Origin of the sequence: Alteromonas sp. KUL17, assembly GCF_006538305.1 — a bacterium.
GTDB lineage: Bacteria > Pseudomonadota > Gammaproteobacteria > Enterobacterales > Alteromonadaceae > Alteromonas > Alteromonas macleodii.
This window is the reverse complement of record NZ_BJKJ01000009.1, coordinates 1-26,151: the sequence shown is the minus strand read 5'-3', so window position 1 is coordinate 26,151 and position 26,151 is coordinate 1. Positions and strand designations below refer to the sequence as shown.

Here is a 26,151-nt window from a genome sequence, read left to right as displayed (position 1 = left end):
ATGGAGTATAAGCCTCAAAAAATTAAGAATAACAGTGTTATGCGTGAGTGATGTGAATAGAAAGTTTGGAATGTCTGATGATGCTGCAGGGGTAATTGCTGGAACTAAATGGCAAAGTTCGTTGGCTAAAACTTGGGTGGCGGCTTTTTATTTTTAATAAACGAGAAACGCTGAATAAAAATTCCCCAGTAACCCAACATGGCGATAGCGAAACCGACAAATAATATAAGAAGGCTCAGGTAATGCAGCGTGATATGAAGTTCACTTAAGGTAAACAACAGCAAGACGCCGACAACGAAAATAGATAGACCTATTTTGAATCGTTGCCAGCTTTTGTGAATGTCTTGCTTTAGCATGAGATAGTTATCGAGATATGCACTTAAGCAAGTGCAATATTACGCTTAGTAGTAAGAGTGCTCACCCGCTTGGTGCTCAGTCGCATCGCGCACGCCCTTAAGCTCGCCAGCGAATTGCTCGACCATTTGCTTCTCAATACCTTCTTTAAGCGTTACGTCTACCATTGAGCAACCATTGCAGCCGCCGCCGAACTGAAGTATGGCGTAGCCGTCGTCAGTCAGTTCTGTCAATACAACATTGCCACCATGGCTCGCTAACTGAGGATTGATTTCCGACTCAATCATATAGTTAATTCGCTCAATTAATGGTGCGTCGTCAGACACTTTACGCGCTTTTGCATTAGGTGCTTTTAAGGTTAACTGTGAGCCCATTTGATCGGTAACGTAGTCAATTTCCGCTTCCTCTAAGTAAGGCGCGCTTTCTTCATCTACGACCGCATCGAAACCATTAAATGGCAAACGGGTATCCGTTTCTTCAACCGCGTCTGGTGGGCAATAGGACACGCCACACTCAGCCGACGAAGTGCCTGGATTTACGACGAATACACGAATATTCGTGCCAGACTCTTGTTTACTCAACAGTTTTACGAAGTGAGCCTGGGCTTCTTCTGATATAGTTATCATCAGCAAGTCCTACATATTTTGAAATTTGGATTATTGTATCAAATTTACCTGAGTAAAACAGTCAGGTATTAATTAAATAAATTATTCCAGTGAATCGAATTTGTTGAGAGGCGTGCACGTCGACACTATTCTCAACCATAACAACAAGACGGGAAGCGCTATGTTCGCGAAATTGCATTACACCGCCAAAAAGAATCCATTCTCACTCGTTTCATTATTAGCCCTTGGTACCATGGCCTTTGGGGCAGCAGCCAGTCAGAAATCATTAGCACAACCCGCCTCTGCTTCAACTGTTACTATTGCACCTGATGTAGGCGGGCAGCCGGTGACAGCATACTTACCTGACACGGTATCCTACAACCCAGCTATTCCCACGCCTGAATCGATACTAGGCGCCAACATTGGCGAGTGGCATGTGCGTCACGACCAAGTCGTCAATTATATGAAGCTACTTGCCGAGAAGTCTGACCGTATCACCATTGAAGAAACCGGCCGTACTCACGAAAACCGCCCACTTCTGTTACTGACAATCACAGCGCCCTCAAATAGAAACAATATTGAGGCGATGAGGCAGCAACACATTGATGCAATGGAAAGCGGCAAGAAAGTAGGTAGCGATGCTCCCCTTATTTTCTACATGGGCTACAGTATTCACGGTAACGAGCCTTCCGGAACCAATGCTTCACTTGCGTTGGCTTATTATTTGGCCGCGGCTGAAGGTAAAGAAATTGATGCCTTGTTGGATAACAATATTGTGCTGTTTGATCCGTCTTTCAACCCCGACGGGCTTTCTCGATTTGCTCAGTGGGCAAATATGCACAAGGGCAAGCAGCTGGTTTCTGACAGTCGACATCGTGAACACGATGAGGGGTGGCCGTCAGGTAGAACAAATCATTACTGGTTTGATTTAAACCGCGACTGGCTATTGCTGGCGCACCCAGAGTCGCAGGCGCGAATTAAACAGTTTCATAAATGGCGCCCACATATCCTCACCGATTTTCATGAAATGGGGACAGACAGCACCTATTTTTTCCAGCCTGGTGTGCGCTCGCGTAAAAATCCACTGACGCCTGATGAGAACGTAACGCTAACTGAAGCGCTTGCCCAGTATCATGCTGCCGCGTTTGATGAGCAAGGGGAGCTCTATTTTACCCAAGAAGCGTTTGACGATTTCTACGCAGGCAAAGGCTCGACCTATCCAGATTTACACGGCAGTGTGGGTATTCTTTTTGAGCAAGCAAGCTCACGGGGCCACATTCAGGACTCTATTAATGGCAAGCTTGCCTTCAAAGACACCATAGCAAATCAAATTACTACGTCTTTAAGCACTTTTAGAGGCGCATTGGCAAATAAGGCTGCTATTCTCGATTATCAATCGGGTTTTGTTAAGAGCACACAGTCACTGGCTGAAAAGGATGAGCAGGTAGGTTTTGTTGTTAGTGCATCGAATGACACAGCTCGCTTTAACGCATTTGTTGCATTGCTTGAACAGCATCATATTAATTACGAGGTGTTAACGAAAGATGTTGAGGTAAGCAAAGTTCGCTATGGTGCAGGTCGCGCGATTTATATTCCTTCAAACCAGCCTCAATACCGTTTAGTAAAGTCAATTTTCTCTACCCAAACCTCGTTTGAGAACAACACGTTTTACGATGTATCAACGTGGAATTTGGCTTTGGCTTTCAATTTGGATTACGCGCCTCTAGATAGGGGCGATGCGCGAAGCCTAAAACTTAGCGACAGCACCGCACTTGCACAACCATCACTTAACGATATCCATCCAGACGCATACGCGTATGCGTTTTCATGGCAGCAGTACTATGCGCCAGCCATGCTGCAAACGCTATTGGAAGTAGGCGTGAAGGTACGCAGCAGTGAAGAAGCGTTTTCCGCTATTAAATACGATGGCAACAGCATTGAGCTTCAGCCTGGCAGTATTATTGTGCCTAAAGGTTTGGGTCAGCCAGAAAACCTGGCGGCTATTTTGCGTGAAGCGCAACAGCAACTTAAAGTGCCTGTCTTTAGCCTGCGTAGTGGATTAACGCCAACAGGACACGACCTAGGTAGCCGAAGCATGGCGCCTGTTACCTTGCCACAGGTGTTAATAGTGGGCGGCGAAGGCACCAGTGAATACGAAGCAGGTGAAATATGGCACTATTTCGACACAAAAGTGGGGCTGGCTGCCAGTATTGTTGAGCAACAACATCTGACAAGCGCGCTTAATGATCCGAGCGTTACTTATACGCACCTTTTATTCCCTAGCGGTGGATATCGCTTTAGTGAAAGTGAAAGAACTCAAATTGAACAGTGGGTGAAAGCCGGTGGCGTGATCGTGGGGCAGAAATCCGCGTTGCGTTATTTCGCTCAACATAAATGGTTAGACGTAGAAATTGTTAGTCGAGAGAGTATTGATAACGCGTTCGATGAAAGCGAACTCAGCTATAAAGATGGCGCATCGTTATACGCCAGAAAGTTGGTGGCTGGCGCTGTGTTTGAAGCCAATATCGACAATACTCATCCATTGTTCTACGGCTATGATGACGACACACTGCCCATGTTTAAAACCAATAATATGATAGTGGAGGCCAGTAGCTCACCCTTTATAACACCTGCACGCTACACTGATGAGCCTCTCATGGCTGGGTTTAGTGACAAAAGAATGGTTGCGCTAATGGCTGAATCAACTGCTGTGACGACTCAAAAAATGGGTCGCGGCGTTGTCATTGGCTTTACCGACAATACGCAGTTTAGAGGGTACTGGTATGGCACGAACAAGATGCTGGCCAATGCAATCTACCAATCGCATTTTATTCGCTAAATCAGTTTGGAAGGCGCGGCGAATGCCGCGCTTTTCAGTATCACCGCTTCTGATCACTAGGCTTTCTGATACAGACTGCTTTTAGGTGGTGGCGTAAATGCCGCTACCCACACCTGAATGTGTAAATTTGGGTAGCGTTTTTTGAGCCTTTTACTCAAAGTATTCACGGTCACGCCGGTGGTGAGTACGTCATCGACGATTGCAACGCTGAAGTTGCTGCCATCTTTAATGCCTTGCGCTATTGCTATCTCATCATCGATACACTGCGTCGATAGACTAAATACACGGCTTGCGTTTTCGGCTCTCGCCATTTTGGATAAGTGATGCTGCACGCTAAAGCCCCGTCGTTTGGCCCACGACTGGTTAACTGGAACATTCAGCTCACTGCTTATGCTTTCACACAGAAGCGTAGCCTGATTGTAGTGCCGTGTAGCAAGTCGCCATGCACTAATTGGCACCGGAAGCAGCACATTGGGCACTGTTAAAGTGCACTGTCGCATTTTATGGACAAACCAGTTACTTAATACTTTTCCTGCCGTAAGGGAATGCGTAAACTTTAACTGGTGAACCAGTGATGACATTGGCCACGTATGAAGTCCCAAAACGCGTAACGCGTCATAGTGGCTATGCTTGACGTGGCCTGCCACAGGGCCATATTGAAGTAAGTTACTTCCGTGCAACGTGGCATCGAAAAAAAATATGTCATCTTCACACCAGTGACATACTGGCGTAGGACTTGCCTGATAACATAGCAAGCATGAAAGGTTCATAGTGTTGATTCCATCAACTTCCTTGAATTGTCGAACGTCGACCTGTTTTCATTATTTCGTGTTGCCTCAAAAACACGTGACTGCCTAAGGAGGTGTAAATGGAAAGTTTGCATACAAACGGCGAGCTTGTCACCCGTACTCAGGGTACAGGCGTAGATGTGGTATTTCTTCATGGTTGGGGTATGAACAGCGGAGCGTTCACATCCTTTATCCCTTATTTAAGTGATAATTTTCGCGTCACCACCATAGATCTTCCTGGGTTTGGGGAAAATGCGGAGTTCGTTCCGTCACCGTATAACGTGGAAACATTGGCTCAATCCATTGCGAACCAACTGCCAGACCAGTGTGTGTTGGTTGGGTGGTCATTAGGTGGCCTAGTTGCGCAAAAGTTAGCGCTGTTAGCACCAGAAAAACTTACCGGACTGGTAACGATTGCTTCAACACCTCGATTTATAGCAGGGCCTTGTTGGCCGGGTATTGCTGCCGATTTACTTTCAATGTTCGAGACTCAGCTTGAAAAGAACTATCAGAAAACACTGGAACGCTTTTTGGCAATTCAAGCGATGGGCAGCGAAACGGCAAAGCAGGATATTAAGGCGATCAGAGAACAGGTAACCCAATTCCCAGATCCCGCCGAGGAAGCGCTTAAGAAAGGTTTACGCATATTGTCTACTGAAGATATGCGTCAAGACGTGGGGCGAATAACTACACCCACGTTACGATTGTATGGCAGGTTAGATAGTCTAGTGCCGACCAGCGGAATAGATCGTATATGTGAGCTACATCCGCAGGCTGATACCGTTGTTCTGCCTCATGCGTCGCATGCGCCGTTTATTTCACATCCTCAGCAAACTGCTGACATTTTATTTCGCTTTGCCGCTGGCGTTTACCAGCAAAAGGCGTCTTAATAAAGCGATGACATGAAGCTTCAAACCGCCGCTTGCCGATAGTTTGAAGCTTTTCTTATCTTTGACAGCTTAATAAAAATCGCCTGCTTACAATAAGTTAATGACAGGGTGTAATACATGTCTTTCCATTTGTGTGAAATTGGTTAATAATTGCACATGAGAGGTTAGGGGTAGTGTATGACAAGTATTGATGGTTTAGGTGCAGGCTCTGCATTTGCAGCGGCTCAATATGGTTTACAAAATGCCAGCGACGGAATTTCGCAGGCAGCATCAAATATTGCTCAGCGAACTGCTGAGGATGCGGTAGCACCCGCTCAACCTATTGCGACCAATACCGACACAATAAACACGTCATCGAATTCAACGTCTACCTCCACGCGTCTCACTGACGACTTAATCGCGCTCAATGTAAACGAACGTAATGCCCAAGCCTCTGCCAAAGTATTAGGTGTTGCCGATGAGATGCTTGGTACCATCATAGACGTGCTTGCGTAGGTGGAGCAGTTACGGTGAATATCGTTACACCAATCCTTAACGCCATTGCTTATCCCACGGCGAACATAAATACAGAGTCTGCACGTAGAGATAACGTGCAGCGTGAAACTATTCCCCAAGCGTCAGATTCCCAGCAAGGGGCTTCTCAAAAAGGCTTGGGGTCAGAAGCCGATAAAGCGAAGAGCCCCGGCCAGCCGCCAGCGCCGGTTACTTACGAACGCCCTCAGGTACAAACAGAACTTCAAGCTGCCTTTCAAAACGTATTTGGGCAACAGAAAGATAATGCGCAAGATGAGAGTGCAGGCAAGCAGGGCGCGCAAGACAGGCAACAAGAACAGCAAAAGAAACAAGACGCTGCTGAAATTGAGCAGTTAAAAGCCCGCGATCAGGAAGTGAGGGTTCACGAGCAAGCGCATGCTTCAACAGGCGGTCAGTACGCTGGTGCTCCACAGTATGAGTACACTACAGGCCCTGACAATAAACGCTATGTGACCGATGGCGAAGTGTCGATTGATGTTTCAGAAGAAAAAACGCCTGAAGAAACGCTGAAAAAAATGGAGCAAGTGCGCGCAGCCGCCCTCGCACCAGCTGAACCTTCATCACAAGATTTAAAAGTGGCTGCAGAGGCTTCTCAAAAAGCCACAGAGGCCCGTAGCGAGATTGCCAAAGGCCAAACAGAAACGGCTTCAACAGGTTCTACCTCAGCACAAAGCAATGGCATTGTTGCAGACTCAGGGGCAGCCTTGCAGCCCGATACAAATATAGGCACCGCAACCGATTCTATTGCGAATATGGTGTTAGATAATCAATCCTCATCAGCAGACACACAAGGCTTTCAGGCAAATGAGCCTAATGTGATGCAAACACGAATTGGCCGAATTCAAAATGCTTATTTGCAAGCTTACACCCCCTCTAGAGAAGGTTTATCGCTTCAAGCATGATAACGTGCAATTAACGCTAGCTGCTTAACATTGCACGAACGATTTAGCCCGTCATAGCTAAGGGCTAAATCGCGAAAAAAGCACTTTCACTTCCCTTGCATTGCCTTAAAACCAGCAGGCCCTAATAATCCAGTATTGCCTTTGTAAACGGATATTTAGGTGAGCCGCCAGTGATGTCTGAAAGTACCGAGTTCATGGTATCTACGTCGCTATCGAAGCCACCATGGGACGTGGCGGCGGTGGCATCACCTACTTTCCCCTCACTGTACTTAAACGTCACGTTAGGCAGCGGCTGATTAAACACAGCCATACCTAACAAGGGCATCTCTGGTTTGGATTCAAACGCATTTGATACTAAATAGAGCAACGACTTCTGGTAAATACGCGCCACGTGGTCATCTTTTTCCAACGCTTCAGATAAGTTGTAAACCGTGGTCGATTCAATGTGTTTCCCTTCTATAAGCGCAGAGAGCTTTTCGTTGAACAAGGAGTAGCTAATGGCTGGAGCCAGTAAATGCAGACTCTTAATCGTTATGTTTTCATCAACTTTACACAGCCTAGATAGGCTGTGTGCATGAAAAATAGAGCCTGCCGAATGACCGACGACATGCAGCTTAATATCTGAATTGTCTTTCAAGTAGGCGGCCAATTGCGTTAGGAAATACGTACCATCTGATGTGGTACGGGTAAAAGGCGTGCAAGCGTCTGATTTCATTTCTCGCCACAGTGCACCGCCTACTTTACGTGTTGCCCATTCTAGTATGCGGTCGGTGTAGTCGGTGAAGGCCCCAACTTTGTTGCTAATCTCTTTATTTTTAAAGCCAAGAATATCCTTGAGTTCTTCTAGCATACCCGTGTCGTACATGAAGTGAATGGGGTAAATATCGTTTTTAAGAAAGGTGTCTTTCATTGCTGCAATGCGTTTAGCCGAAGCTTTTATGCTATTTAAGCCGCCATGTGCATACAGCATTACGTGGCGATGGTTACTGTCAGAAAGTTTTTCAATAATGGCATCGACGTGGTTTTTATTGCTCCAATATTTACTTCTGGTATCAAAGTGTCCGTCGTCGAAATGAACGAAGTGATCTTGAATACTCACCCGTGGTGTGGAACGAGAAAACAAACCCTGTGCAATAGAGCGCGTAGCTTGGTGGTAAGTGCCTGTACCTGAAATAGGAAGTGCGAGTTGAACAACCCATGCATCCATAACGTTTAGCGCCCAGTCGTCGTATCGCCAAAGTGCCAATCCTGACTTTTTCCAATCCGTACCCCAAGAGTTTTGGATCCAAAAACCTTCATCGTTATAGCCAACAATAGCAAACGCGTGGCCGCCCATGGGTTCAGGCCTTAGGCTTATTACATCACCTTCGCTATCTTTCCAGCCTTCATGAATTCTGGCAGAAACAAAGATTACGCCCACTTCGTTAAGCGCCGCATGAAAATCGCTAATTTCTCGTTCAATACGGTAGTACGCACCTAGCCTGTGATTGCTTGCATTGTTAGCAATAGCTAGGGTCATTTCAAATTCGTTGCTGTGCTTAATATCTTCAGTTAGTGACTCGTTACATACGCCACTGTTGTACCACCCCTTAATTGCACCGCGGCAGCTAGAGCCTTCATACGCTTCACCTAACCACTCATCATGACGTTTAGCCATGGCATAAAGCATCCACGGGCTAACAGTATGTTTTCGGCCTTGCTGACGGTAAATGAAATTAATGGTAGCGGCCAATGCAAAGCCGGTGCACGCTCCATCTTTACCTTGGTCTAAAATAACCAAATTGCCTGGCGGGTCGATAAAAGGCTTAAGTGGAGTAAGATTTGGCTGGTAATAACGATCCCGAAGGTCGGGGTAATCGGCGCTGACATTCAGCATGTTTTTTGAGACAGGCGAGTTCATAAAATCATCCTTTGATGAGGGCAGATAATCTTTGCTGTACAGTTGGATGATTACGCTCGTACACCAAAGGTTAGTGGCCCTTAGCTCATTATGGTTGTCCGAAAGTGCTGCCTAGAAAAAGGCTGTGGTCAAATGAGCAACATTACCTTCGTTAAACGTTAAGGCTCTAAACGCATGTCAACGGCCTTGCTAAACGCTACCAATATACGAACTTCGGTTTCGGTGTGACCCACACCTCTTCATTATTTCGGTATTCTCTATTCTGGTGCTTTTGGTTAAAGAGTTTTTGGGCACATAAAATTTCTATGCGCCCGAACTAATGTACCACAATCTAATGTAGCAAAAACGGCAGGCTAAATGGAAGTGTGATACAAAGAGGGCCTGTCAGTGACAGGCCCTCTATAAGCAACAGTAAATTATGTTGAATCGCTACTGTTTACTTTTTTGCTTTAGCAAATGCATCAGCAAAGGCGTTGCCCATGGCGCTGTTTTGAGGCTGGCTGTTGCGATTGCCGCCACCCTGATTTGAACGAGGGTTTGCTTTTGCGTTAGCACGCCCAGCCCCTTTACTTTGTGGTTTTCCTGCTGCTGGTTTACCGCCTGCATTATTGCTTGGACTCGGTGTATCGTCTAAGCGCATGGTGAAGGAAATACGCTTGCGCGGTACGTCTACTTCAAGCACTTTTACTTTCACGATATCGCCCGCTTTAACCACCTCGCGAGGGTCTGAGATAAACTTGTTAGTCAAGGCTGAAATATGTACCAGGCCGTCTTGATGCACGCCAACGTCAACGAATGCGCCAAAATTCGCCACGTTGCTCACTACGCCCTCTAGGATCATACCCGGCTTAAGGTCATTGATGGTTTCAACGCCTTCTTTAAACGCAGCAGTTTTAAACTCTGGACGAGGGTCGCGACCCGGTTTATCTAGCTCTTTTAGAATGTCTTTAACGGTGGGCAAACCGAATGCATCGCTGGTAAACGTATCTGGCGATAAGCTTTTAAGTAGCTCGGTATTACCGATAATGTCGTTAACCGCAACAGCGGTAGTATCAACAATCTTATCGACCACTGGGTATGCTTCAGGGTGAACCGCAGAGGCATCAAGTGGGTTGGTGCCGTTTACAATGCGCAGGAAGCCTGCCGCTTGCTCAAAGGCTTTAGGCCCTAAACGTTCAACTTTCAATAGCGCTTTACGGTCTGGGAAAGCGCCATTAGTGTCTCTGAAATTAACAATGTTATGCGCTAGAGTTTTATTCAAGCCCGATACGTAGCTCAATAGCGCGGGCGAAGCAGTGTTCAAGTCAACCCCGACAGCGTTTACACAGTCTTCAATAACACGGTCTAGCGACTTGCCTAACTGACTTTGGCTTACGTCATGCTGATATTGGCCAACACCAATGGCTTTAGGCTCAATTTTAACCAGTTCTGCTAACGGGTCTTGCAGGCGGCGTGCGATAGACACCGCACCACGAATTGACACATCAAGGTCAGGTAATTCCTTTGAGGCAAGCTCAGAGGCTGAATACACCGATGCACCCGCTTCACTGACCATAATTTTTTGTGCAGTAAGCTCGCTGTTGTTCTTGAGCATTTCACCAACAAGTTTGTCGGTTTCGCGTGAGCCTGTACCGTTGCCAATGCTAATTAAATCTACTTTGTATTGCTTGCACAACGTGGTGAGCGTACGAATAGATTTATCCCACTGGTTTTGTGGTGCATGCGGGAAAATGGTGTTGGTTGCGACCACTTTACCCGTGCTGTCTACGACCGCTACCTTAACGCCGGTTCTCAAACCTGGATCTAAACCCATAGTGGTTTTTGCACCTGCAGGCGCAGCCATCAACAGGTCGTTTAAGTTTTTAGCAAATACCTCAATGGCTTCCTCTTCAGCGCGCTCACGAAGGGCGCTGAAGAGCTCAGTTTCCATGTGTAAACCAATTTTGATTTTCCACGTCCACTGTACAACTTGAGCTAAGAAGTCATCTGCACCACGGCCGCGGTGCATAATATCGTAATGGCTGGCAATAATATGTTCGCAATGCGACGGGCCGTTGTCTTCTGACTGCGGGTCGGCATCTAGCTGAATGTGTAGCATGCCTTCGTTGCGGCCTCTAAACATCGCCAGCGCGCGGTGAGATGGTACGTTCTTGTACTTTTCACTGTGTTCGAAATAGTCTTTATATTTGGCGGCTTCTTGCTCTTTGCCTGTTACAACCGTGCTTTTTACATAAGCATTTTCAGTTAAGTACTTGCGCACTTTTGCCAGCAGTGTAGCGTCTTCGGCGAAGCGCTCCATTAAGATATAGCGGGCGCCTTCTAATGCTGCTTTAGTATCAGCAATGCCACTATCTGCGTTAACGTATTCGCTTGCTGCACTTTCAGCATCGGTATCTGGGGCAGAAAATAAGGTATCAGCTAAAGGTTCAAGGCCCGCTTCAATAGCAATCTGGCCTTTAGTGCGTCGACGGGGCTTGTACGGTAAGTACAAATCTTCCAAGGTAGTTTTGCTGTCAGCACTGGTGATGCTACTTTTAAGCTCGTCGGTTAGTTTGCCCTGTTCCTCGATAGATTTAAGGATTACATCGCGGCGCTCTTCAAGCTCTCGCAGGTAGGTTAAGCGCTGCTCCAAGGTACGCAGCTGTGTGTCATCAAGGCCTTGTGTCACTTCTTTTCGGTAGCGCGCGATAAAAGGTACGGTAGATCCTTCATCAAGAAGTTTAACAGCGGCAGTTACTTGCGAAGGTTGAACGCTAAGTTCATCTGCAATTTTATTGATAATCATAAGTCGCTCTAAGATACTAATAATTCGCCTCAGGCAATGGCGAATAAACGGTGTGTGAAAGGCTTATATACACAGCGTCGGTAGTGAAAATAGGAGCGGTGAGTATATCACCGCGGTGTAGGGGAAGTCGTCTGATCATTGTGTTACAAATGGGTGATTAAATAGGGCATATTAGTGCTCACAGTTTGTCTGTTGCGTCGTACCAAATACGGTTTATCCACCACTCTTTCGTGCCCGTTTCGGTTTTTACAACAAACTCATCGTCTTCTTCTTTGCCAAGCAGTGCTCGCGCCATCGGAGAGTCGATAGAAATGTAATCCTTTCGGCCGAAAATTTCGTCGTAGCCCACGAGCCTAAGTTCCATCACCTTGCCCGCTTCGTTTTCAATTTCAACCCATGCACCAAAGAAGACCTTACCCTCTTGCTGTGAATCGTAGTCCACAACCTTTAAGTTTTCCAAGCACTTGCGAAGGTAGCGTACGCGTCGATCAATTTCCCGTAGCTTCTTCTTATTGTACTGGTAGTCGGCATTCTCGCTTCTGTCACCAAGGCTCGCTGCCCAGGTTACCTTGCGAGTAATTTCAGGTCGTTCTTCACGCCACAAGAAATCCAGTTCTTGTTTAAGCTTTAAGTAGCCCTTTCGAGTGATAAGCGGTGTTTTCACAATGTCCTATAAATAATCCAGCTAATTACCCCTACTTTATGTGGGTAATAAGGCAAAACGCAATCTTTCTGTACGTCAAAAAGTGATAAAAGAGCCAGATTGAATAATTATTGAACATAAACCTTTCGTTTAGTGTCGTAGTATAAATAATAGTCAAACCATTAGGGGAAATGAATGCGTAACAGGATACCAATGTTGAACCGTCGAAGGTCGGGGAACGATCCGTTCCAAACCAGCGGTACTATCATCGGTTTTATGCTGTTTTTAAGTGGCGCGCTGTTATTGTTGTATGCCTTGCTTGATATCGTTGTTCGCTTAAATAGTATGCAAACCGTGATATATCTTATTTTAGGTTGTGCTATGTATAAGGTGGGTCAGTCTCTGTTAAATCATTTTGCTACGTTTAAGGTACACACAGAAAGACGGCGCGCCCCTCAGCGTTAAAACCTTTTGTTTTAAGCACCAAGTTTTAAGGCGAAATTGTTCCAAAAAGGCTTGGAATAGACCGTGAAATTTGGTCGATTTAGACTAAGCTTATTAGTGTAATTCGAGGCACCAAGCATATTGAATAACCCACTTTACTATTTGGGTACGCGCGTGGTGAAAACCCACTGGCTCGTAGGGAAAAGGTAAGCAAGGATCACGCTGACTCACTAAAACAAAAAAGCCGACGCTATGCGTCGGCTTTCTCTTTTTCCTAAAGCGCTGAATTATTCTGCTGGCGCTTCGGCTTCAGGCTTAACTACTTCTAGCAACTCAACGTCAAAGATTAGTGTTGAGTTTGGCGTGATTGCGCCGGTAGAACGCGCACCATAAGCGAGTTCAGATGGGATATGGAAGCGGTATTTCGCGCCTTCCTTCATTAGCTGAACACCTTCCGTCCAACCAGAAATAACGCGGTTAAGCGGGAATTCCGCTGGCTCGCCACGCTTGTAAGATGAATCAAACTCAGTGCCATCTAACAAGGTGCCACGGTAGTGAACTTTAACCATGTCTGTCGCTTCTGGGCTTGCGCCTTCGCCTTCTTCAAGTACTTCGTACTGAAGACCAGACTCTGTCGTTACCACGCCTTCTTTCTTACCGTTTTCTTCTAGGTAAGCCAGGCCTGCTTCAATATTTTTCTCTGCGGCTTGTTCCGCCATTTCTTGCTGCTTAGCACGAAGTACTTCTTCGCCTTGTTGAGCGATTTGCTGAATCTGCTCTGGCGTAAACTTAAGGGTGTCGTTAAGACCGTCTTTAAAGCCTTGTTGTAGCGCATCTTGGTCTAGTGTTAAACCTAGCTGCTCTTGTTGCTCCGCACGGTTGCTAACAAACAAACCCATGCTTGCGCCCATGGCATAAGCTTGCTTTTGTGTATCTGTCATTTCTTCTGCTGAAACTGCAGTTGTTTTTGCACTATCAGCGCTTGTAGAAGCGGCCTCATCAGATGTATTTGGCTGGCAAGCGAAAAGGCCTAGCGCAGCGATAGTAGATAAGGCAACGAGCGACTTCTGCATAAAAACGTCTCCATTAATTATTATCATCATGCGTCTATGTCTATACTGCTGCATCTAAGGCAGTGTGCACGATAGTTAAAGATGCGTGATCCATGCTATGTTAAACCTAGCGTTTACAAAGCGAAACCTATTTGATTATGTTTAGGCCTCAAATGTTCCACAGAATAGTGTTACTCACCTTACTAATTGGCAATTCCATGGGATGTTCTGTCCCTGATACTACGCCAATACAACAGTGGCGTCATGTAGAAGAAGGTGCATACGCAGCAGATATTTCTACCGACGGTACACTTGCTGTGGTGTCAGGTGTGAATAATGGCGTTAACGTGTGGCGGTTAGGCCAAAGTGAACCGCTTTATCATTGGAGCCACCAAGGAGAAGGGGATAACCTTGTTATGTCAGTGCACATTAGCGCCGACAAACGCTACGTTGTTACCGCTGACCGCGAGGCTTTTGCGCTGTGGAGTTTAGAAACTGGCGAACCAGAAGGGTTTTGGCGCATTGACGAGTCATCAATTAGAGATGTTGTGGTTACCAATAATGGTAACGGCATATTGGTGGCGCGCTCAAATGGCAAAGTTATGTACTTTGAACCTCGTACTTCGCGTCGACTAGAGTTTTTAGGGCATCAAGAAAAGGTTAACTCCATTGATATTTCCCCTAACGGTAAGTGCGCATTGACGGGGGGAAACGATTACATAGCGTATTTATGGAGCACTGACACTGGGCAAATAATTCATACATTCACCCACCCCACGCGAGTAACAAAAGTAGCGCTTGATGATGAAGGCCGCTTTGCTTTTACTGCGGACAGCCAGAGCAAGTCGCAAGTGTGGAATGTGCAAACCGGGCAGCCTGTGGCATCCCTCAAATATGCAGCGCGTCAGAAAATCTTCACAGACGTTGAGTTTTCCAAAGATGGTCAGTTTTTACTAACAGGCTCTCCCGCCAGAAAAGTATACCTGTGGGATTTGGAAACTGGCGAGCAAGTGCAATCCATTCAGGTTGCTTCACGAGAGTCGGTTTCACCACCAACCGCAGTTGTGTATGGCGTCGCCTTCCTCCCCAATGATAATATATTGTCCATAAGCAGTAGTGGCCTTGCCGAAGAATGGCAACGAGAGAGATAGAGAATTTACATGACAGAGAAAAGCGCTGAGCATCTACAACAGCAAATAGATAGCGCCAATAGCTATATCGAAGAGTTACAGATGAAGGTAGCCTTTCAAGAACACACTATCGAGGCACTTAATGAAGCGCTGTCTTCGCAACAAAAGCAGCTTGACGATTTAGCCTTTAAAGTACGCCATGTCGTTGACCGCGTTAAGTCTATCGAGCCGTCTAATATTGCTAAACAGTCAGAAGAAACCCCGCCTCCGCATTACTAAAATAATTGAAGCGCAGTAGCAATTGCAGCGCGGTATTCATTTGGAGCACGTCCATTGGCGATGACACTTATTGTGGGGCGCTCATCGTGGGGTGAGGCCTGTGAAGACATCAAAGGCGCTTCGTTGATGTGCAGTAGTGTTGAAAAAACATCACGCTAGTTCATCTTGTTATGAGTTAGGCGAAGTCTTCATTTAGCCAGAATATACATTTGAATTACACTTGCGCCCCGATACAAAGGCTTCAGCAAAAAGAAGCCTTTTTTACTATTTAAGAGAGTGAGTTATGAGCGATTTTGATATGGATGCGTTTGATAGCATCGATTTTGACTCTGTTGAGCAGTCAGTAGCAGAGAAACAGGCTGAAAAAGACAAGCAAGAGAGTCAAGAGATTGAAGGTATGCGCGACGGCGCCAACGACTGTGGCGATAGCTGTACTATTTAAGCGCGCTCAGCGGCGAGGGCTCTTAATTTTCAGAGCCTTCCGGCGCTTCCAACTTATCCAGATCGAGTCTATCCAACTCTATACTTTTCTCCACATCGCCGTTAAAAGCTTCGATAAATGCATTTTTTAAAATCGCGGTAAATGCCTCCCATGTTTGGGTGTCAGGGCTTGATAAATCGCCTTCAACAGGAATGCGTGTGGCAATTTGCTCTTCGCTTTGGTTTTCAAACAGTTCGGTGACAAACGCGGAAATGGCTTCGATACTGCCTTCAATAAAACCATCGCCGTCACGTTCAATGTCACCCTTCCAAGAAAATACCTCCACATTATGCAAAATGGGTTTGATATAGCCTTTTACTTTCCCTTCATTAGACGCCACTTCAGCCGCAAGCGTGAGTGTGCCGGCTTCCAGATCAAACGGTGCGTAGGTATCAAGTAGGTTCTTAAAGTTCACTAGTCCAACGTTGTCAGCTTGAATATCAACGTCAAATGTGGGGGCTGTTGTTGCGGGGTTGAGTTTAGCGTTTAAGGATATCGTGCCCTGCTGTGCCGTTTGTCCTTGCGCTTTGGCCGTTGCTACACGTGAGTCTGACAAGTTATCGCTATTCACCAAGTTATTCACTTCAAGCTGAATATCATGAAGCGCAATGTCGATAGCCGGAGAAGTATCGGGGTTGTGGAAAGCGACTTTTCCTTGGTTAATAGTTAGCTTGTCGATGCGTAACGGGAAGAGTTGGTCGGCGATAGATAACCAGTTTTCATCCTTACCAGACTGGCTTCTCTCCTCCGTGTTGCCGTCTACAAAATTAATCTCTGGGGAATTAACAATGACTTTTCCTACCGCTGCACCTTTGAAAAGCTGTGACCATGAAAGCGTAAACTCCACATAGTCAGCTTTAAACAGCGGCCTATCTACTTGCCCGTTCGCCTTATAAAGCAAAACATGTTCTAAACTGTATGCGCCACGCCATAGCATTAAATCTACATCGCCCACGCGGCCGTTATACTCTTTTGACTGACTCAGCGTCGTGTTGATGTATGACGCTGCGGCGTAAGGCAAGTAAAGTCTTATGGCAATAAGCGTAAGCAACAAGGCTATAATGACATAGCAGACACGTTTTTTAGCATGTTTCATATTTCACTCCTCTACTAAGCGAATACAAAAATTATGCCTGCGTAACTTTTTTCGCTCTAGAACAGGGAGGCGCTTTGTTGGCGGGGAGTGTGGAGATTATTTCAAAAAGCCTGAGTACGATGATAAGAGGTGTTACACAGGCTTAGCGGTAAGATTTACTGAGACGTGGGTAGGAATGTTAGTGAGGTTTAAAGATACCAATCACATTTTCGTTTTCACGGGTGGCGGCACTGACTTTCTCGTCAGTTTGCGCTTCGTTATAACCACACGCCACGCACTCAAGCTTTTCTACGTTATTTTCAAAATACAACGAAATCGTATCTAGCTCTTGGCATTTCGGGCACGTAGCCCCTGCAACAAAGCGGCGTTTTACACGTTTTGACATACATACACCTTTGGGGAATTTCGCGGTTATTATACCTTGAAATGGTAAGTGTTGATCAGCTTTTACCTTAAGTTTTTGATATTATACGCGCCTTAGTTTGTTCCATCACAGGTTACTCATGATAAAGCTTTCAAATGTATCGCTACTTCGCGGCCGCAAAATGCTGCTAGAAGAAGCGTCGGCGCAGGTTTTTCCAGGCCATAAAATGGCGCTGATTGGCAGTAATGGCTGCGGAAAGTCTACGCTATTTGCGCTACTGCGAAGTGAGTTGAGTGTTGATGCTGGCGACTGCAGCGTACCCAGTGATTGGCGAATTGTGAGCGTGGCACAGGAAACGCCAGCCACTGACCGAAGTGCAATAGACTATGTAGTGGACGGCGACAAACATTTACGTACTCTGCAAGCACAATTAAAAGCCGCTGAAGAAAGTGGAGATGGCGTAAAAATTGGCCAAATACATGGGCAGTTAGAGCAAGCCGGGGCTTACGATGTGGAATCACGCGCAGCGACTATTTTGTCGGGTCTTGGATTTACCAATACGCAGTTAAGCGCGCCAGTTAGCGATTTTTCAGGTGGCTGGCGTATGCGATTGAACCTCGCTCAAGCGCTGCTTTGCCCTTCAGACTTACTGCTGCTTGATGAACCTACTAACCACTTAGATTTAGACGCCGTGATATGGCTAGAAAAATGGCTTCAACGCTATGCGGGTACGCTGCTGCTGATATCTCACGATAAAGCTTTTATCGACAATACGGTTGCGCAAATTATCAGTGTTGAGCAACAAAAGCTTATCACCTACACAGGTAACTACTCGTCATACGAAACTCAGCGTGCTGAACGTATTCGCCTACAAAACATTGAATATGAAAAGCAGCAGCAAAAAGTAGCGCACCTCAATTCGTTTATTACCCGGTTTAAAGCTAAAGCGAGTAAAGCAAAGCAAGCGCAAAGTCGTATTAAGCAGTTGGAGAAAATGGAAACCTTGTTGCCAGCCCATATGGCAAGCCCATTTAGCTTTTCTTTTGCGCCGCCGTCGGCACTGCCTAACCCGCTTGTGCAAATGGAAAAGATACAGCTGGGATACGATGATCATATTGTTCTTCAACAGGTAAAACTCAATTTAGTGCCTGGCAGCAGAATAGGTCTTCTAGGTCGAAACGGGCAGGGTAAGTCCACGCTAATCAAACTATTGGCGGGTGTGCATGCGCCAAAGCAAGGTATTTTTAATACGGCTAAAGGCCTTAAGATTGGTTACTTTGCTCAGCATCAGTTAGAAACATTAGATGCTAACGCTACGCCGCTTCTTCACCTGCAACGTATTGATGAAAAAGCCACCGAGCAGCAACTTCGCGATTATCTGGGTGGATTTGGGTTTAATGGTGATGAGGCGTTGGCCCCCGTGGCACCTATGTCAGGTGGCGAAAAGGCGCGCTTAGTGTTGGCACTAATTGTTTATCAAAAACCTAACTTATTGCTGCTGGATGAGCCTACCAACCACTTAGATTTAGAAATGCGCCATGCGCTGAACATTGCGCTTCAAGGTTTTGAAGGGGCAATGGTATTGGTATCGCACGACCGCTTCTTACTTTCCTCGGTATGTGAAGATTTCTATTTGGTAGACAGTGGCGAAGTTGAACCATTTAAAGGCGACTTGGACGACTATCGCGACTGGATTTTAAAACAGCAGGCAGCGGAAAAAGCCAAGGCCAACAGCGACGCCAAAAACGAAGAGCAACAAGAGACTGGCGCGCAGAGTAAGCCGGAACGCAAATTAGATCGTAAAGAAGAAAAACGCCGTGAAGCCGAGTTTAGGCAAAGGGTTGCGCCACTTAAAAAAGCCATTGAAAAACACGAAAAAGCCATGGAAAAATGTGGTGCTGCTTTGGCTGAGGTGGAAGCGTCACTTGCCGATACTTCGCTTTACAGCGAAGACAAAAAGGCGCAGCTTATGGGCCTACTCGACAAGCAAACTCAGCTTAAGCAACAGCTTGAAGAAGAAGAGATGGCATGGCTAGATGCCCAAGAGCAAATTGAGCTAAAGCGAGAAGAGTATGACAATGCCAACGCCTAATATCGAAAACCGCGCGTTTTGGGAGTATAGCGTTTCTCGCTATACCAAAGGTGATATGGCTCCCCTTGCGCTTTTACTGCAAGACAATCACAAGGTTAATGTAAACGTTCTCTTGCTGATTTGCTGGTGTTTAGAGAATAATGTCATCATTAATTTGCCACAGCTTAAGGCAGTGATTGCGGCATCAAGTGCGACCGAAGAAAAGTTACAGTATCACCGTGCAAGGCGAAAGGCTGCGAGCCCCGAAAAAGGCGGAGACCAAGCGGAATATGACGCACTCAAAGCACAAGAGCTAGAGCTTGAAAGACAGCAGCAGCACGATATTGTTGCGTCGTTCAATGAGCAGCCAGTCACGCATCTGGGTCAGGGGCAATCTGTATCGTCTAACGTATTTAACGCGTCTATCGCAGCGTTTATAAATGCATACGGACTGCGAGACAACAACGAGGCGCGCCAGCTAGTGAGCCTAGTGGTTAACCAACTATCGTAAAAACACAATAAGAAAATAAAATGAGTAAATCAGCGCTATCGCATGGAAAGATAATAAAAAGCAGCTTTAAGGTGCCAGGGTGGGCGAAGAACCGTCATGTGCAAACCATATGGCCGCGTTTTATTCAAAAGCGGTTGCCTTTGTCTTACGACATGGAGCGTCTCACATTACCCGATGACGACTTCGTCGATGTGGCGTGGGGGCCAAAACCACAGGAAACATCGGGTATCGTGGTGATGTTTCACGGTTTAGAAGGCAGCATTAAGTCGCATTACGCGAACGATATGATGGCTCAACTGTCAGTAAATGGTTGGCAGGTGGTGATGATGCACTATCGCGGCTGTAGCGGCGTGCCAAACTTAAAAGCGCGGGCGTATCACAGTGGAGAAACAGAAGACCCCAGCTTTTTCTTAGAGTGGCTTCACGATAAATTTCCACGAATTCCTAAAGTGGCCATCGGCTTTTCCCTTGGCGGAAACATGCTATTGAAACTGTTGGGCGAAAACCCTGCGCAAAAGTGGCTTAAGGCAGCGATTGCCATTTCTTCACCTCTTAAACTTTCTGAATGCGCTAAATCAATTAACCAGGGTTTTTCTCGCGTATATCAAAAGTATTTACTTACTAGCATGAAAGATACGCTGCGTAAGAAAATGGAGTACATCGATTATCGCAAGCTTATACAGCTAACAAAAACTGATGTGGAAGAGATCACCAGCTTTACCCAATTCGACGAGAAGATCACAGCGCCGCTTCACGGCTTTGCAGACGCTCAAGACTACTATGAAAAGTGTAGTGCGTATCACTTTTTAAGCGCGATCCACTGTCCTACACTGGTATTGCATAGCATTGATGACCCCTTTATGAATCACTTAATTGTGCCTAAGGAAGAAGAGCTTGCGCGCAACGTTACCGTGGAGCTTAGTGAACGAGGCGGTCACGTTGGGTTCATGCAAGGTTCTATATTAAATCCTAAAGTATGGCTGCACGAACGGGTGAAACGTTTTGTAAGTGAAGCCTTACCTGTAAATACTACGTGTCGTTATGTCAGCCGCTAATGTTGATGCCCTAATAATTTACCCAAACGCTTTTTATCAGGAGTGTGAATGATAATCCCCATTGACGCGCTAGAAGCCGATACGCTTTATAGCTTGGCTGAGTCTTTTGTTCTGCGAGAGGGCACGGACTACGGCGCTGAAGAAGTTGCGCTAGATGTGAAAGTGCAGCAAGTGTTAGACAGACTCAAATCGGGTGAGGCGGTGCTGGTCTATTCAGAACTTCATGAAAGTGTAGACATCAAAAGAAAAGAAGATATTGAGCCCAGCGACACTGCTGAATAGAAAGCGAAGCGATAGAATAACCGTCTACTTGAAATACAGACACAAAAAAGCCGGGTCGAGCAACCCGGCTACCTACCTGAGGAGAGGAAGGCTTAAAACGCGTAACGTGCAGTTACCTGCATAATGTCTAAATCATCAATGATTCTGTAGTTTGCACCCACAGCCCATTGTGGCGTGATGTAGTAGTTAGCGCCTACTCTAAATGTCGCTTCACCATCGTCTACGTCGTAGTAGCCTACTTCACCCGCCAGCTCTACCTGCTCTGTGATCATCGAGCGAAGGCCAGCATTAATGCTGTAACCGGTTTCGTCGTTTACGTCACCGTCGATACGCTCTAAGTTGGCACCAAAATACGCGTCTGTGGTCGCGTTTACAGGTAAACGATAGCCAGCACCTAGTGTCAACATATCAAAATCGAAGTTACCTTCTTCAAAGAAGCTATACTCGCCGTTGAGGTACCAGTTGCTGTTTAATAGGTATTTACCGTTAACGGTTAGGCCGTCTGGCTCGAAAGACTCGTTGTCGTCAAAGTCCATTTTGGTGTAACCACCTTCTACGTAACGCCAGTCAGGCTTGTCGGCCATTGCTGTAAGAGGAAGTGTTGCCGCCGTTAGTGCTGCTGCAATAAGTGTGATTGATTTACGCATGTGATAACTCCTTAGTATGTTCAGTAACCCACCTTGTTCACCGCAAACGTTTTCGTTGTTTAAACACGTTCTAGGTACTCTATAAAGCTCTAACCTTTTCATAATGGTTCTAGTCTTTACACAATGGCTCTAGATAGTTTGCAAAACGTTTTTCAAGTCAGTGCTTTACGACACACTGCAAAAGGTTACTCAGTTGATGAGCACAAAGCTAAACTCGCCTTTATGTCATCTTTTTTATTTCCGTTAAGAAATAGTGTCCGATAAATTTATCAACATGATGAATAGCAAAGCGTTTGCCAACTTCGTGAAAAGCGATTGAGCATGTGTAGCGCAATTTATCTATCTAACTAATTAATAAAGATAAAATTGTTACAGGAAAAGTAAGCGAGTGATGTCTCACTAAGTAAAATTACTGAATGGTTTTAAAATCCAAGCATATTGGCACCTTCAACTGTCTCTAAAAAACAACAGTTAACCTTTTGTCTAACTCATCGGACAAATTTACAACAAGGTAATCATGACCGACTTCTAACAGCATGAAATTTAAATCACTGTAAATAAAGGTAATTATAAAAAATATTGCCGCTTTATTCGTGTTGGAACAGCTTTTGCTCAAGTCATTATGAGTTATCCAATGTTCACTCAAGCCATTAGGCAAGGAATTCGGCTCTCGCGATATCCGCGATGCCAGTGAACACAGAAAGGAATAGAGCGCCTTTCTCGCATGGTTTCAATCAGCCCCTTTTTTTAGATTTGCATCTTAAGTAACAGACTCACTGTTAACAGTAATATGTAGCAAGGCAGTAAAAGGGTGTGATGACCATCTGGATAACCATTGTTTTCATAAGGAGAGGACAAATGGCTAAGCCAGTTTCAATTTTCGGTAAAGATTTACAAACGAATGTGCGTCAGCGCAATAAGCTTTCACACCTTCTTTTAGCGATGAGCAGTGTCATCGCATTATTTGCGTTTCATCAAGCCGGTGCTGTAGAGGTGAACGATACTAATCAGCCTCAAAAAGCATCCCCCGTTCTTCAGTCAATTATTGACGCTGCTCGCAAGTCAGCGACAGAGAGCTATGAGCAGGACGATCACGGATTAAACAGTAAGCTTAAAGAAATTGACTACACAACGTATCGCTCAATTCGCTTTAAGCCAGAGCAGAGCCTTTGGCATGGCGAAAATGATTACGAACTGCAGTTTTTTCACCCGGGTTTTTTATATGAATACCCCGTCACTATCCACACTATTGGCGAAAACAATAAGCCTGAACGTTTAGCGTTTGACAGTGACATGTTCAACTACGACGGGTCTGCGTCGGGGTTAGCTGGGCTAACGGACGAAAAGTCAGGGTTTGCTGGATTTCGCGTTCACTACCCTATCAAGAACGAAGAGTACAAAGATGAATTTGCTGTATTCCTCGGCGCTTCATATTTTCGTTTGGTAGGTAAAAATCAAGTTTATGGTATTTCTGCTCGAGGTTTGGCAATTGATACCGCTTTAGCAAAAGGTGAAGAGTTTCCTCACTTCACTGAGTTTTGGGTCATAGAACCGAGTGAAGGCAAGCCAATTACTATTTATGCCCGTCTAGAAAGCCCTTCGGTGGCTGGGGCTTATAAGTTTGTTATCCAGCCTGATATTGATACCAGTGTAAAAGTTGAGAGCTGGTTATTTGCCAGAGATGACGTAAACAAGTTAGGCATTGCTCCTTTTACCAGTATGTTTTTGTATGGCGAGAACACAGAAAAGCGCCATGACGACTATCGTCCAGAGGTGCATGATAGTGATGGTGTACTCATGGTCACTCACGCTGGCGAAGAAATTTGGCGTCCGCTGACTAATCCTGCTCGCCTCCAAGTCACGTCACTCAGCGATACAAACCCCAAAGGGTTCGGTATGCTTCAGCGCGACGGCGAATGGGATAATTACCTTGATGCTGAGGCCAACTATCATATTCGTCCAGGGCTTTGGGTTACGCCAGAAGCAGGTTTTGAGAAAGGCCGATTAGAAGTTGTAGAAATTCCTACTAAGTCTGAGATCCATGACAATATTGTGGCTTTTTGGACGCCTGAAAAGCCGTTTAAGTCGGGTGAATCTCTGTATTTTGCTTATGAGCTTAAAACGGTAGAACAGAACCCTTTTGTCAGTGAATTGGCCTCTGTAGTACGTACCCGCCAAGGCAAGGCTGTATTGCCGGGTGACGAGTTTAAAAACGACAGTCTGAATACGACACGACAGTTCAGCGTAGATTTTAGCGCGCCTTCCGCCGTTGCTTTTGATAGTGAATCGATGAAGTTGGTGGTACAGGGTACTAACGGCACGATTTCTCAGCAGCGCCTTTATCCCGTTGCTGACGGACAAGAGTGGCGTGCCACTTTCTTCCTAAAGCCAAAAGAAAAGCAAACGGTAGATATGCGCGCTTACATTGAGAAAGACGGTAAGCGTGTGAGTGAGGTTTGGAATTATGTCTACCAGCCAAAATAATCACACGAATAAATCGGTATCGAACGGGGCTAAAGCCGTGCCTCAGGTTAAAAGTGATAGCACTGCACGTGCTTCACACTTCATCTTAAAAGGAGAGCATATGCGTTTGTTTATCATGGCAATGCTAGTTATTCCAAGTACGGCATTGGCCGGTTGGAGTTTATACGAGATCTTTTTACCTAACGGCCTTACTAACTTGGAGATCGCACAGTTGGGGTTGGGGTTAACCCTGTTTGCTTGGCTGTGCATGGCATTTTGGACAGGCATTATTGGTTTCTTTTTGCAGCTTTTTAACATTGACCCGCTAAGCTTGCGCAGAAATCAATCTCAGCCTGATGCTACTGCGCCATTAACGCAAAAGCACGCCGTGGTCATGCCGGTTTATAACGAGGATACCCGCCGTATCATGGTGGGGTTTGAAGCTTGTATTCGCGAGTTGATGGAAAGTGAAAACAGTTCGAAATTCGACTTTTTCATGCTTAGCGACACCCGCGATATGGAAAAAGCGGATGCAGAGCTACGTGCCTTTACCCGTTTGAAAAAGCGTTTAGGTGCCTTCTCTAGCCAAGTCTTTTATCGTCGTCGCGAACAAAACCTGCACAGAAAAGTGGGCAACCTTAAAGAGTTTTGTGAACGCTGGGGCGCAAATTACGAGTCAATGATTGTGTTAGATGCCGACAGCGTAATGACCGGAGAGCGCATGCAAGACTTGGCGCGTCGTATTGAGCAAAACCCTGATACGGCGCTAGTGCAGACCATTCCGATGCCGGTGCGTCAAAACAGCTTCTTTGGACGTTTTGTGCAGTTTGCCGCTCACCTGTATAGCCCAATGTTGGCAACAGGACTATCGTTTTGGCAGACAGACAGTGCGAACTATTGGGGGCACAATGCTATTATTCGTATTGCACCGTTTATGCAGCATTGCGGGCTACCTACCCTTGAAGGGCGCGCGCCTTTTGGTGGCGAAATACTAAGCCATGACTTTGTTGAGGCTGCGCTTTTGCGCCGTGCCGGCTGGCAGGCCTACTTGCTTACCGACACTACAGGCAGCTATGAAGAAGTACCAAGTAACATTGTTGACTATGCTATTCGCGATCGCCGTTGGGTGCAGGGCAACATACAGCATTTAGGGCTATTGAACGTTAAAGGTCTTAAAATGGCGAACCGCCTGCACTTCTTATTTGGTGCGTTTGCGTATATCTCTTCACTCATATTATTTTGCATGTTGGCGCTAGGTACGGCAGATGCGTTAATTCGCGCCACGTCAGTGCCAGAGTTCTTCGTGTCTGAATACCAGCTGTTCCCTAGTTGGCAGGTTGCGCGTCAAGACATGATGATGGTAACCATGTGGGGTACGGCGGCCTTATTATTCTTGCCTAAACTTCTCGGTATTACCTTAGCTTTAATAAAACGTCGTGGCGAATTTGGTGGCGCGTGGTCTTTACTTAAAGGGGCAGCAATTGAATTGGCTATGGCCGTGCTTATTGCACCGCTAATGATGTTCTATCACAGTTATTTTGTGATTAGCGTTTTTGTTGGCCACTCAGTTAAATGGGAAGCGCAAGAGCGCGAAGGGCGCAAAGTACCGTGGAAAGTTGCAATTAAACACACGCAAATTATGAGCTGTCTGGCGGTAGCGTGGGGCGTAACTACCTTCTATTTCACTCCGTCGCTATTTATGTGGTTGTTACCTGTATTGGTAGGCATGGTGTTAGCGGCGCCGGTTATCCGCTTAACAAGCAGCGATAAGCTGGGCATAGCCATGCGTAAGTGGGGCGTGTTTGTTATCGACCAGGAAGTGAATGAGTGTAAAGCACTTAAGCGTTTACGCGTTGCAATGGAGTATTTTGCTATCTCACAGCACAAGGCAGACATCCCAGCGCTTCCTGATAACGTGTGGCAGAGCATGCCAGAGCAAGTACTAAGTCAAAAGCCATTACCTATGCGCCACAGGCTTCCTAACAGCGCATAATAGACTCACAGTAGATATCAAAACAAAAAAACCGCACATGTGT

23 protein-coding genes are annotated in these 26,151 nt (G+C 46.0%); 14 read left to right on the top strand and 9 right to left on the bottom strand.

Features of this window, described 5'->3' with window-relative positions; translation table 11 throughout:
- Positions 1-401: 401 nt before the first annotated feature.
- Complete coding sequence (gene nfuA, locus KUL49_RS09875; protein ID WP_014951369.1) at positions 402-980, bottom strand: Fe-S biogenesis protein NfuA; 579 nt, start codon at positions 978-980, stop codon at positions 402-404.
- Positions 981-1,140: 160 nt separating this feature from the next.
- Between nfuA and KUL49_RS09870 the strand changes: the two genes are divergently transcribed.
- Positions 1,141-3,798 carry a M14 family zinc carboxypeptidase gene (locus KUL49_RS09870; RefSeq protein WP_131137176.1) on the top strand — a complete coding sequence of 886 codons (2,658 nt, stop codon included), beginning with the start codon at positions 1,141-1,143 and terminating at the stop codon, positions 3,796-3,798.
- A gap of 56 nt (positions 3,799-3,854) precedes the next feature.
- Here the strand turns inward: KUL49_RS09870 and KUL49_RS09865 are convergent, their stop codons facing one another.
- Complete coding sequence (locus KUL49_RS09865) at positions 3,855-4,568, bottom strand: ComF family protein (protein ID WP_131137175.1); 714 nt, start codon at positions 4,566-4,568, stop codon at positions 3,855-3,857.
- 98 nt (positions 4,569-4,666) lie between these two features.
- On the opposite strand from KUL49_RS09865, the gene bioH reads away from it, so the two are divergent.
- From bioH to KUL49_RS09850, 3 genes are all read left to right on the top strand, one after another.
- Positions 4,667-5,476: a pimeloyl-ACP methyl ester esterase BioH gene (gene bioH, locus KUL49_RS09860; protein WP_110289570.1), complete on the top strand. Its 810-nt coding sequence runs from the start codon at positions 4,667-4,669 to the stop codon at positions 5,474-5,476.
- Between the two features lie 177 nt (positions 5,477-5,653).
- On the top strand, positions 5,654-5,971 hold the full coding sequence (locus KUL49_RS09855) for a hypothetical protein (RefSeq protein ID WP_014951365.1): 318 nt from the start codon (positions 5,654-5,656) through the stop codon (positions 5,969-5,971).
- A 14-nt stretch (positions 5,972-5,985) separates the two neighbouring features.
- Positions 5,986-6,912, top strand: a complete 927-nt coding sequence (locus KUL49_RS09850; RefSeq protein WP_131137174.1) for a putative metalloprotease CJM1_0395 family protein — start codon at positions 5,986-5,988, stop codon at positions 6,910-6,912.
- Between the two features lie 121 nt (positions 6,913-7,033).
- Here KUL49_RS09850 and KUL49_RS09845 read toward each other — a convergent pair whose 3' ends face one another.
- From KUL49_RS09845 to greB, 3 genes are all read right to left on the bottom strand, one after another.
- Entirely contained in the window at positions 7,034-8,812 is a 1,779-nt protein-coding gene (locus tag KUL49_RS09845; RefSeq protein WP_131137173.1) for a C1 family peptidase, read from the bottom strand.
- A 436-nt stretch (positions 8,813-9,248) separates the two neighbouring features.
- Positions 9,249-11,597: a Tex family protein gene (locus KUL49_RS09840; RefSeq protein ID WP_131137172.1), complete on the bottom strand. Its 2,349-nt coding sequence runs from the start codon at positions 11,595-11,597 to the stop codon at positions 9,249-9,251.
- A 178-nt stretch (positions 11,598-11,775) separates the two neighbouring features.
- Entirely contained in the window at positions 11,776-12,261 is a 486-nt protein-coding gene (gene greB, locus KUL49_RS09835; protein ID WP_014951337.1) for a transcription elongation factor GreB, read from the bottom strand.
- Between the two features lie 174 nt (positions 12,262-12,435).
- On the opposite strand from greB, the gene KUL49_RS09830 reads away from it, so the two are divergent.
- Positions 12,436-12,705, top strand: coding sequence for a hypothetical protein (locus KUL49_RS09830; RefSeq protein ID WP_170826521.1), 270 nt, complete (start codon positions 12,436-12,438; stop codon positions 12,703-12,705).
- 266 nt (positions 12,706-12,971) lie between these two features.
- Here the strand turns inward: KUL49_RS09830 and fkpA are convergent, their stop codons facing one another.
- Entirely contained in the window at positions 12,972-13,757 is a 786-nt protein-coding gene (gene fkpA / locus KUL49_RS09825; protein ID WP_131137171.1) for an FKBP-type peptidyl-prolyl cis-trans isomerase, read from the bottom strand.
- 197 nt (positions 13,758-13,954) lie between these two features.
- On the opposite strand from fkpA, the gene KUL49_RS09820 reads away from it, so the two are divergent.
- The 3 genes from KUL49_RS09820 (at position 13,955) to KUL49_RS20800 (ending at position 15,587) form a co-directional block, all read left to right on the top strand.
- On the top strand, positions 13,955-14,887 hold the full coding sequence (locus KUL49_RS09820; protein ID WP_131137243.1) for a WD40 repeat domain-containing protein: 933 nt from the start codon (positions 13,955-13,957) through the stop codon (positions 14,885-14,887).
- A 9-nt stretch (positions 14,888-14,896) separates the two neighbouring features.
- Positions 14,897-15,145, top strand: coding sequence for a SlyX family protein (locus KUL49_RS09815; protein ID WP_052234916.1), 249 nt, complete (start codon positions 14,897-14,899; stop codon positions 15,143-15,145).
- 283 nt (positions 15,146-15,428) lie between these two features.
- Entirely contained in the window at positions 15,429-15,587 is a 159-nt protein-coding gene (locus tag KUL49_RS20800) for a hypothetical protein (protein WP_012520154.1), read from the top strand.
- A 22-nt stretch (positions 15,588-15,609) separates the two neighbouring features.
- Here the strand turns inward: KUL49_RS20800 and KUL49_RS09810 are convergent, their stop codons facing one another.
- Both KUL49_RS09810 and KUL49_RS09805 read right to left on the bottom strand, forming a co-directional pair.
- Positions 15,610-16,722, bottom strand: a complete 1,113-nt coding sequence (locus KUL49_RS09810; RefSeq protein ID WP_131137170.1) for a DUF748 domain-containing protein — start codon at positions 16,720-16,722, stop codon at positions 15,610-15,612.
- Between the two features lie 178 nt (positions 16,723-16,900).
- A complete protein-coding gene (locus tag KUL49_RS09805; RefSeq protein ID WP_131137169.1) occupies positions 16,901-17,107 on the bottom strand; it encodes a YheV family putative zinc ribbon protein in 207 nt (68 codons plus the stop codon).
- Positions 17,108-17,225: 118 nt separating this feature from the next.
- On the opposite strand from KUL49_RS09805, the gene KUL49_RS09800 reads away from it, so the two are divergent.
- Genes KUL49_RS09800 through KUL49_RS09785 form a run of 4 tightly spaced genes read left to right on the top strand, consistent with a single transcriptional unit; the run spans position 17,226 to position 21,005 of the window.
- Complete coding sequence (locus KUL49_RS09800; RefSeq protein ID WP_131137168.1) at positions 17,226-19,178, top strand: ATP-binding cassette domain-containing protein; 1,953 nt, start codon at positions 17,226-17,228, stop codon at positions 19,176-19,178.
- Positions 19,159-19,668, top strand: a complete 510-nt coding sequence (locus tag KUL49_RS09795; protein WP_014977787.1) for a TIGR02444 family protein — start codon at positions 19,159-19,161, stop codon at positions 19,666-19,668. The genes KUL49_RS09800 and KUL49_RS09795 overlap by 20 nt, the downstream gene beginning before the upstream one ends.
- A 20-nt stretch (positions 19,669-19,688) precedes the next feature.
- A complete protein-coding gene (locus KUL49_RS09790; protein ID WP_014951329.1) occupies positions 19,689-20,723 on the top strand; it encodes a hydrolase in 1,035 nt (344 codons plus the stop codon).
- Positions 20,724-20,771: 48 nt separating this feature from the next.
- On the top strand, positions 20,772-21,005 hold the full coding sequence (locus KUL49_RS09785) for a YheU family protein (RefSeq protein WP_131137167.1): 234 nt from the start codon (positions 20,772-20,774) through the stop codon (positions 21,003-21,005).
- Positions 21,006-21,097: 92 nt separating this feature from the next.
- On the opposite strand, the gene KUL49_RS09780 is transcribed toward KUL49_RS09785, so the two are convergent.
- Entirely contained in the window at positions 21,098-21,652 is a 555-nt protein-coding gene (locus tag KUL49_RS09780; RefSeq protein ID WP_131137166.1) for an outer membrane beta-barrel protein, read from the bottom strand.
- Between the two features lie 858 nt (positions 21,653-22,510).
- On the opposite strand from KUL49_RS09780, the gene KUL49_RS09775 reads away from it, so the two are divergent.
- Together KUL49_RS09775 and mdoH are read left to right on the top strand one after the other, a co-directional pair.
- The gene (locus tag KUL49_RS09775; RefSeq protein ID WP_131137165.1) at positions 22,511-24,136 is read left to right on the top strand and encodes a glucan biosynthesis protein; all 1,626 of its coding nucleotides are present in this window, start codon (positions 22,511-22,513) and stop codon (positions 24,134-24,136) included.
- Positions 24,117-26,108 carry a glucans biosynthesis glucosyltransferase MdoH gene (gene mdoH, locus KUL49_RS09770; RefSeq protein WP_131137164.1) on the top strand — a complete coding sequence of 664 codons (1,992 nt, stop codon included), beginning with the start codon at positions 24,117-24,119 and terminating at the stop codon, positions 26,106-26,108. Before KUL49_RS09775 ends, mdoH begins: the two co-directional genes overlap by 20 nt.
- Positions 26,109-26,151: the final 43 nt, after the last annotated feature.

Coding starts and splice junctions, on each gene's coding strand:
- KUL49_RS09865 (WP_131137175.1), bottom strand. CDS start 4,568: ATGAACCTTTCATGCTTGCTATGTTATCAGGCAAGTCCTACGCCAGTA.
- bioH (WP_110289570.1), top strand. CDS start 4,667: ATGGAAAGTTTGCATACAAACGGCGAGCTTGTCACCCGTACTCAGGGT.
- KUL49_RS09815 (WP_052234916.1), top strand. CDS start 14,897: ATGACAGAGAAAAGCGCTGAGCATCTACAACAGCAAATAGATAGCGCC.
- KUL49_RS09780 (WP_131137166.1), bottom strand. CDS start 21,652: ATGCGTAAATCAATCACACTTATTGCAGCAGCACTAACGGCGGCAACA.
- KUL49_RS09810 (WP_131137170.1), bottom strand. CDS start 16,722: ATGAAACATGCTAAAAAACGTGTCTGCTATGTCATTATAGCCTTGTTG.
- KUL49_RS09845 (WP_131137173.1), bottom strand. CDS start 8,812: ATGAACTCGCCTGTCTCAAAAAACATGCTGAATGTCAGCGCCGATTAC.
- KUL49_RS09795 (WP_014977787.1), top strand. CDS start 19,159: ATGACAATGCCAACGCCTAATATCGAAAACCGCGCGTTTTGGGAGTAT.
- KUL49_RS09800 (WP_131137168.1), top strand. CDS start 17,226: ATGATAAAGCTTTCAAATGTATCGCTACTTCGCGGCCGCAAAATGCTG.
- nfuA (WP_014951369.1), bottom strand. CDS start 980: ATGATAACTATATCAGAAGAAGCCCAGGCTCACTTCGTAAAACTGTTG.
- KUL49_RS09855 (WP_014951365.1), top strand. CDS start 5,654: ATGACAAGTATTGATGGTTTAGGTGCAGGCTCTGCATTTGCAGCGGCT.
- fkpA (WP_131137171.1), bottom strand. CDS start 13,757: ATGCAGAAGTCGCTCGTTGCCTTATCTACTATCGCTGCGCTAGGCCTT.
- KUL49_RS09840 (WP_131137172.1), bottom strand. CDS start 11,597: ATGATTATCAATAAAATTGCAGATGAACTTAGCGTTCAACCTTCGCAA.
- KUL49_RS09790 (WP_014951329.1), top strand. CDS start 19,689: ATGAGTAAATCAGCGCTATCGCATGGAAAGATAATAAAAAGCAGCTTT.
- KUL49_RS09820 (WP_131137243.1), top strand. CDS start 13,955: ATGGGATGTTCTGTCCCTGATACTACGCCAATACAACAGTGGCGTCAT.
- KUL49_RS09775 (WP_131137165.1), top strand. CDS start 22,511: ATGGCTAAGCCAGTTTCAATTTTCGGTAAAGATTTACAAACGAATGTG.
- mdoH (WP_131137164.1), top strand. CDS start 24,117: ATGTCTACCAGCCAAAATAATCACACGAATAAATCGGTATCGAACGGG.
- KUL49_RS09870 (WP_131137176.1), top strand. CDS start 1,141: ATGTTCGCGAAATTGCATTACACCGCCAAAAAGAATCCATTCTCACTC.
- KUL49_RS09785 (WP_131137167.1), top strand. CDS start 20,772: ATGATAATCCCCATTGACGCGCTAGAAGCCGATACGCTTTATAGCTTG.
- KUL49_RS09830 (WP_170826521.1), top strand. CDS start 12,436: ATGCGTAACAGGATACCAATGTTGAACCGTCGAAGGTCGGGGAACGAT.
- KUL49_RS09805 (WP_131137169.1), bottom strand. CDS start 17,107: ATGTCAAAACGTGTAAAACGCCGCTTTGTTGCAGGGGCTACGTGCCCG.
- KUL49_RS20800 (WP_012520154.1), top strand. CDS start 15,429: ATGAGCGATTTTGATATGGATGCGTTTGATAGCATCGATTTTGACTCT.